The organism is Amycolatopsis circi (genome assembly GCF_003385235.1).
In the GTDB taxonomy this organism is placed as follows: Bacteria; Actinomycetota; Actinomycetes; order Mycobacteriales; family Pseudonocardiaceae; genus Amycolatopsis; species Amycolatopsis circi.
In genome coordinates this window covers 1-5550 of sequence record NZ_PQIA01000252.1, presented here as the reverse complement: position 1 = coordinate 5550, position 5550 = coordinate 1, and the positions used below count along the sequence as shown (strand labels likewise).

The 5550-nt window shown below is 69.1% G+C and carries 4 protein-coding genes; 2 read left to right on the top strand and 2 right to left on the bottom strand.

Annotation, left to right across the window (positions count from 1 at the left end; translation table 11 throughout):
- Positions 1-30: 30 nt before the first annotated feature.
- The gene (locus D0D37_RS45660) at positions 31-687 is read left to right on the top strand and encodes an RES family NAD+ phosphorylase (protein WP_116206792.1); all 657 of its coding nucleotides are present in this window, start codon (positions 31-33) and stop codon (positions 685-687) included.
- On the opposite strand, the gene D0D37_RS45655 is transcribed toward D0D37_RS45660, so the two are convergent.
- Entirely contained in the window at positions 680-2608 is a 1929-nt protein-coding gene (locus D0D37_RS45655) for a S9 family peptidase (RefSeq protein ID WP_116206791.1), read from the bottom strand. The genes D0D37_RS45660 and D0D37_RS45655 overlap by 8 nt on opposite strands.
- 38 nt (positions 2609-2646) lie before the next feature.
- Positions 2647-3615: a TerC family protein gene (locus D0D37_RS45650; protein WP_116206790.1), complete on the bottom strand. Its 969-nt coding sequence runs from the start codon at positions 3613-3615 to the stop codon at positions 2647-2649.
- A 680-nt stretch (positions 3616-4295) separates the two neighbouring features.
- On the opposite strand from D0D37_RS45650, the gene D0D37_RS45645 reads away from it, so the two are divergent.
- Complete coding sequence (locus tag D0D37_RS45645) at positions 4296-5501, top strand: IS110 family RNA-guided transposase (protein WP_116206789.1); 1206 nt, start codon at positions 4296-4298, stop codon at positions 5499-5501.
- Positions 5502-5550 lie beyond the last annotated feature (49 nt).

Here is a 5550-nt window from a genome sequence, read left to right as displayed (position 1 = left end):
CCCCGACACAGGACGGACAACCTCCCCCGCATGGCCCGGCTCCCCTCGCCTCCGGCGCGGTCTGCTCTGGTCAAGGGGCTGGACCGCAGCCACGACGTGGTTTCGGTGCAGCCCGAGACCCGGCTGGTCCGCATCTTCACCGCGCACGGCAATCATCCGCAGCAGTGGAACACCTTCCGCTACACCGGCCCGCTCCCGCACGGCCGGTTCGACCAGCAGCCGCCCGGCCGCGGCGGCCGTCCGGTCACCGACCCGGGCAACGGCGTGCTGTATTTCGGCCTGACCGTGCGCACAAGCGTCGCCGAGGTGTTCCAGACGACCTCCACGGTGGACCGCACGACGCGCGGCCCCCGGCTCGTCGTGGTGCGCCCGACGCGGGTGCTGCGGCTGCTCGACCTCACCGGCCTGTGGCCGACCCGGGTCGGCGCGTCGCAGGAGATCTCCAGCGGCCCGAAGAAGATCACCCAGGCGTGGGCGCGGGCGATCCGCGGCGCGATGCCGGACCTCGACGGGCTCTGGTACCGCTCGTCGATGGACGCGGGCAAGCCGTCGGTGTGCCTGTGGGACCCGCCCGCGGGGGCGGCGCTGCCGATCGCCCCGGACGTCCTGCTTCCGCTGGACCATCCGGGGCTCGACGTGCCGCTCGGGCGGGTGTGCGAGGAGCTGAACTACACGCTGCTCAGCTGAGGTGCCGCGCCCACCAGGCCAGCACCGCCTCGAACCGCTGCACCCGGTGCCGCGGCTTGCCCGAGCGCGTCAGCTCGTGCCCCTCGCCGGGGAACAGCAGGAACTCAGCCTCGACACCGGCCTGGCGCAGCGCCACGAACTGCCGCTGCGCCTGCTCCAGCGGACAGCGCCAGTCCTGTTCCGAATGCACGACAGCGAACGGGATCCGCACGTCGGCGGCGTAGCTGAGCGGGCTGCGGCGACGCTGCTCCTCCGGGTCCGCGCCGACGTAGCCCTCGGTGAAGTAGTAGCCGATGTCGGAGCTGCCGGCGAAGGAATCCCACGCGTTCACCGCGCGCTCGCTCCACGCCGCGCGGAAGCGGTCCGGGTGCTTCGCGGCGACCCAGCTTGTCATGAACCCGCCGTAGGAACCGCCCATGATCCCGGTCCGCGACGCGTCGAGGTCCGGCCGTTCCAGCGCCTTGTCGAGCAGCGCGAGCACGTCGTCGACGTCGACGGTGCCCATGTCGTGCACGACCGAAGTACCGTGCGATTGCCCGTATCCGGCTGACCCGCGCGGGTTGCCGAGCACGACTGCGAACCCTGCTGACGCGTACACCTGCGCCTCGTCGAACACGGTCCATTCCTGCTGGGCGAACGGTCCGCCGTGCACCACGCGCAGCACCGGATGCGGTCCGTCGCCCTCGGGCAGCACGAGCCAGCCGTGCACCGGGTAGCCGTCCGGCGCGGTCGTTTCGAGCTCCACGACCTCGCAAAGACCCTTGTCGCGCAACGGCTTCGAGTAATCGGTGAGCGTCCGCGGACCGTCCGGGCCAAGCACCACCAGTTCGCCCGCAGTGTCCAAACCGGCCACTACCGCGACGATCGTGTCGCCGTCCGCGGCGAATCCGTGGACCGCCGAGTGTCCGGCGTGGAGCACGCGCAAATCGTCGAGCTTCGCGCCGTCGGCGTCCGTCGCGATCGCGCGCAACTCCACCGCACCGCGGTTGCGCACGGCGACCAGCACCTCGTCGCCGAGCGGAACCACGGGGCCAGAACCGGGTTCGAGGTCGACAGTCTCCACATCGGTCAGCCGCCGCGGTTTCCCGTCCGGCACGACCGCGTACAGCCCGGTGTTGGAAGCGACTACGACACCGTCCTCATGGGACGTGCCGGCGAAGTAGAGCGTGCCGTCCGGCGCGTACACCGGCTGATCGGCATACCCGGCGCAGGCGGCGAGCACCTCGGGTTCGCCGCCGTCGACCGGGAACGCGACGAGGTCGTGCTCGCGCGTTTCCGTCCGGTCGAAGTCGTGCGGCACGATCACGACGACCCGTTCGCCGTCCGGCGTCCACACCGGCTGGCTAACGCTGTAGTCGCGCGGCGTCACCGCTTCCGGCTCGCCCTCTTCGAACGTGTCGAGCACGAACAGCCGCTTCGGCCGGTCGCGCAGGAAGCCGACGTTGTCGACGCGGTAGTCGAGCCGGGTGATCAGCCGCGGCGCCTCGGCGGCGGGCTCCGGCGTGCGCTCGTCGGCGTCCTCGGTGCCGTAGCGGCCCGGTTCGGCTTCCCGTGCGGTGAAGGCGAGCCAGCGCGAATCCGGGGCCCACACCGGCGCGTCCGCACCGAGGTGCAGCGACGTGAGCTTCCGCGCTTCGCCGCCGTCGACGGGCATCACGTGCACCTGCGGGCTGCCCTCGGCGCCCTTGCCCTCGCCGGCGCGCAGGAACGCGACCCAGCGCCCGTCCGGCGAGATCGCCGGAGCGGAGTCGCGCGGACCGTGCGTCCACGCAGTTTCGCCGCCGGACAGCGAGATCCGCCGGATCGCGCTGCGGTACTGGTCGGTTTCCAGGTCGGGACTGCTCACCGCGGCGAGCAGGAGGTCACCGCGCAGCGCGGGACGGCCGGGGACGGCGAGGACTTCGATGTCGGCAGGACGCATGCCGACGACCGTACCCGATCCTTAGCAAGGCGAACGACCTATTTCGCCGCCACCGCCCGCCGTTCGTCGCGCTTGGCCTTGGCCAGGCTGAGCACCGTGGTGACGGTCAGGACCACGACGATCACGCCGAGGGACATCCAGTTGCTGATGTCGAGCCAGTCCGGCGCGAGGTGGTACTCGTGCAGCGCGTGCACCACCAGCTTCGCGCCGATGAAGGCGAGGATCACCGCGAGGCCGTAGCTGAGGTAGACGAGCTTCGTGACCAGCCCGCCGAGCAGGAAGTACAGCTGCCGCAAGCCCATCAGCGCGAACGCGTTGGCGGTGAAGACCAGGAACGCCTCCTGCGTGATCCCGAAGATCGCCGGGATGGAGTCCACCGCGAACAGCAGGTCGGCCGAGCCGATCGCGACGATCACCAGCAGCATCGGCGTGATCTTCCGCTTGCCGCCTTCCTTCACCAGGTACTTGTGGCCGCGGTAGTCGTCGGTGACCGGCCACAGTTTGCGCACCCAGCGGGTGAGCGCGTTCTCCTGGTACTCCTCCTCGTCGCCGCCGTTGCCGCGCAGCATGCTGATCGCGGTCCAGACGAGGATCGCGCCGAAGACGAAGAACACCCAGACGAACTGGTTGATCAGCGCCGCGCCGACCGCGATGAACACGCTCCGCATGCCCAGCGCGAGCAGGATGCCGACGAGCAGCACGCGGTGCTGGTGGATCGCGGGCACCTTGAACGAGGTCATGATGATCATGAAGATGAAGAGGTTGTCCACGCTCAGCGAGTACTCGGTGATGTACCCGGTGAAGAACTGGACCCCGGGGTCGTGCCCGGCGAAGAACCAGACGCCCGCGCCGAACAGCACGGCGCAGGCGATGTAGAAGATCACCCAGCGGGCGGCCTCGCCGGTAGTCACCGCGTGCGGCTTGTGGTCGACGATCACCAGGTCGACGGCGATCAGCGCGAGCAGCCCGCCGACTGTCGCGAACCACAGCCACAGGGGGACAGTCATCTCAGAAACCTCCGGATAGTGCGCAGCAGCAACTAACCGGAGGTCTCTCCCGCCGGTGCGAAACCGGCCGACGGTGCCGGGGACCTCGGCGAATGACTCGCCCGGGTCACCGTGCTGACGACACCGCCGCGAAGGAATACTCCCCTCACAGCGCGTTCAGTCTGCCGGTTACAGGCAGCAAACGCCAGCCGAGGTTGCCCAAGTCACCGAACCGGCCGTGTCTCCTTCATCACTCCAGGCACCGGACGGCCACCCCCGCGACTCTCCGAATCCGCCAAGCCCCTTCTCCACCCCGCCGGACCACCACCGCGGGATCGCGCCGGCGTTTGGGGCTGACCGGCGTGACAGGCCGAAGGCCCCTCACGCCGGTCAGCCCCAAACGCCGGCTAAAAGCGATCCCGCGCGCGGCGGCGAAGCCGACGCCAAAAACACAGCTCGCGTGGCGCCACCCCGTTACCGTCTCCGTAGCTCCTGATCAAGGAGTTCGTGGTCGCCAGGCCCGGCATGATTTAGTCCCCCAGTCGTACCCATGATCCGGGGGGTGGTGTCACCGGGTTTGGTGGCATCGAGGGACCGCTGATAGGGACACGGCCGCCGCAAGGTAGGTCTCGTCGTAACGTGGCTGCCGGCCTTTGATGCTCGACTGGTGACCGTGCACGACAAGACGGAAGATACCTCGGATGACCAGCGAATACGCCGTGTTCCTTGGCTTGGACGTCGGCAAGGGCGAACATCATGCGGTCGGCCTGGACCCGTCCGGGAAGCGGCTGCACGACGCGCCATTGCCCAACACCGAGCCCAAACTGCGGGCGATGTTCGACAAACTCGCCGCTCACGGTCCGGTTCTGGTGGTCGTGGACCAGCCGGCCACGATCGGCGCGCTGCCAGTCGCCGTCGCCCGCGCTTGCGGACACGACGTGGCCTATCTGCCCGGGCTGGCGATGCGCCGCATCGCCGACCTCTACCCGGGCAACGCCAAGACCGACGCCCGCGACGCCTACGTCATCGCCGACGCCGCCCGCACCCTGCCGCACACCCTTCGCCAGCTCAACGTCGACGACGAAGCCCTGGCCGAGCTGGATGTGCTCGCCGGGTTCGACGACGACCTGGCCGCCGAGGCCACCCGGGTCAGCAACCGCATCCGCGGCCTGCTCACCGGCATCCACCCCGCTCTCGAACGTGCCCTGGGCCCCAAAATCAGCCATCCCGCCGTGCTGGAAATCCTGTCCCGCTGCGGCGGCCCTATCGGGATCCGCAAGGCCGGTCGCCGGAAACTCACGGCGATCGCCACCAAACACGCCCCGCGCATGGGCGCGAAACTGGTCGAGAACATCCTCGCCGCACTAGACGAGCAAACCGTCACCGTCGCGGGCACCGCCGCTGCGGACAAGATCCTGCCCCGGCTCGCTGACAACTTGAAAACCGTGCTGCAGCAACGGAAAACCATCGCCAGCGAGGTCGAGGAGATCCTTGATGCGCACCCTCTTGCCCAGGTCCTGACATCGATGCCCGGCATCGGCGTCAGGACCGCCGCCCGCATCCTCCTCGAAATCGGCGACGCCTCCGGCTTCAAGTCCTCCGGACACCTCGCCGCCTACGCCGGCATCGCCCCCGTCACACACCGCTCCGGAACCTCGATCAAGGGCGAACACCCCGCCAGAACCGGCAACCGCAGACTCAAACGCGCCTTCTTCCTCGCCGCCTTCGCAGCCCTGTCCGACCCCACCAGCCGGACCTACTACGACCGGAAGAGGGCCGAAGGCAAGAAGCACAACGCCGCGCTGATCTGCCTCGCCCGCCGCCGCTGCGACGTCCTGTTCGCCATGCTCCGCAGCCGCACCTACTACCAGCACCCCGAACCGACAATCGCCCCCGCTGCGGCTTGACAACAACATAGGGCTGTCTCTTATACACATTCTCAGAGCCCACGACACC

What these genes read in the sequence shown, in the direction of transcription:
- D0D37_RS45660 (WP_116206792.1), top strand. Translation starts at nt 31, where the DNA reads ATGGCCCGGCTCCCCTCGCCTCCGGCGCGGTCTGCTCTGGTCAAGGGG.
- D0D37_RS45655 (WP_116206791.1), bottom strand. Translation starts at nt 2,608, where the DNA reads ATGCGTCCTGCCGACATCGAAGTCCTCGCCGTCCCCGGCCGTCCCGCG.
- D0D37_RS45650 (WP_116206790.1), bottom strand. Translation starts at nt 3,615, where the DNA reads ATGACTGTCCCCCTGTGGCTGTGGTTCGCGACAGTCGGCGGGCTGCTC.
- D0D37_RS45645 (WP_116206789.1), top strand. Translation starts at nt 4,296, where the DNA reads ATGACCAGCGAATACGCCGTGTTCCTTGGCTTGGACGTCGGCAAGGGC.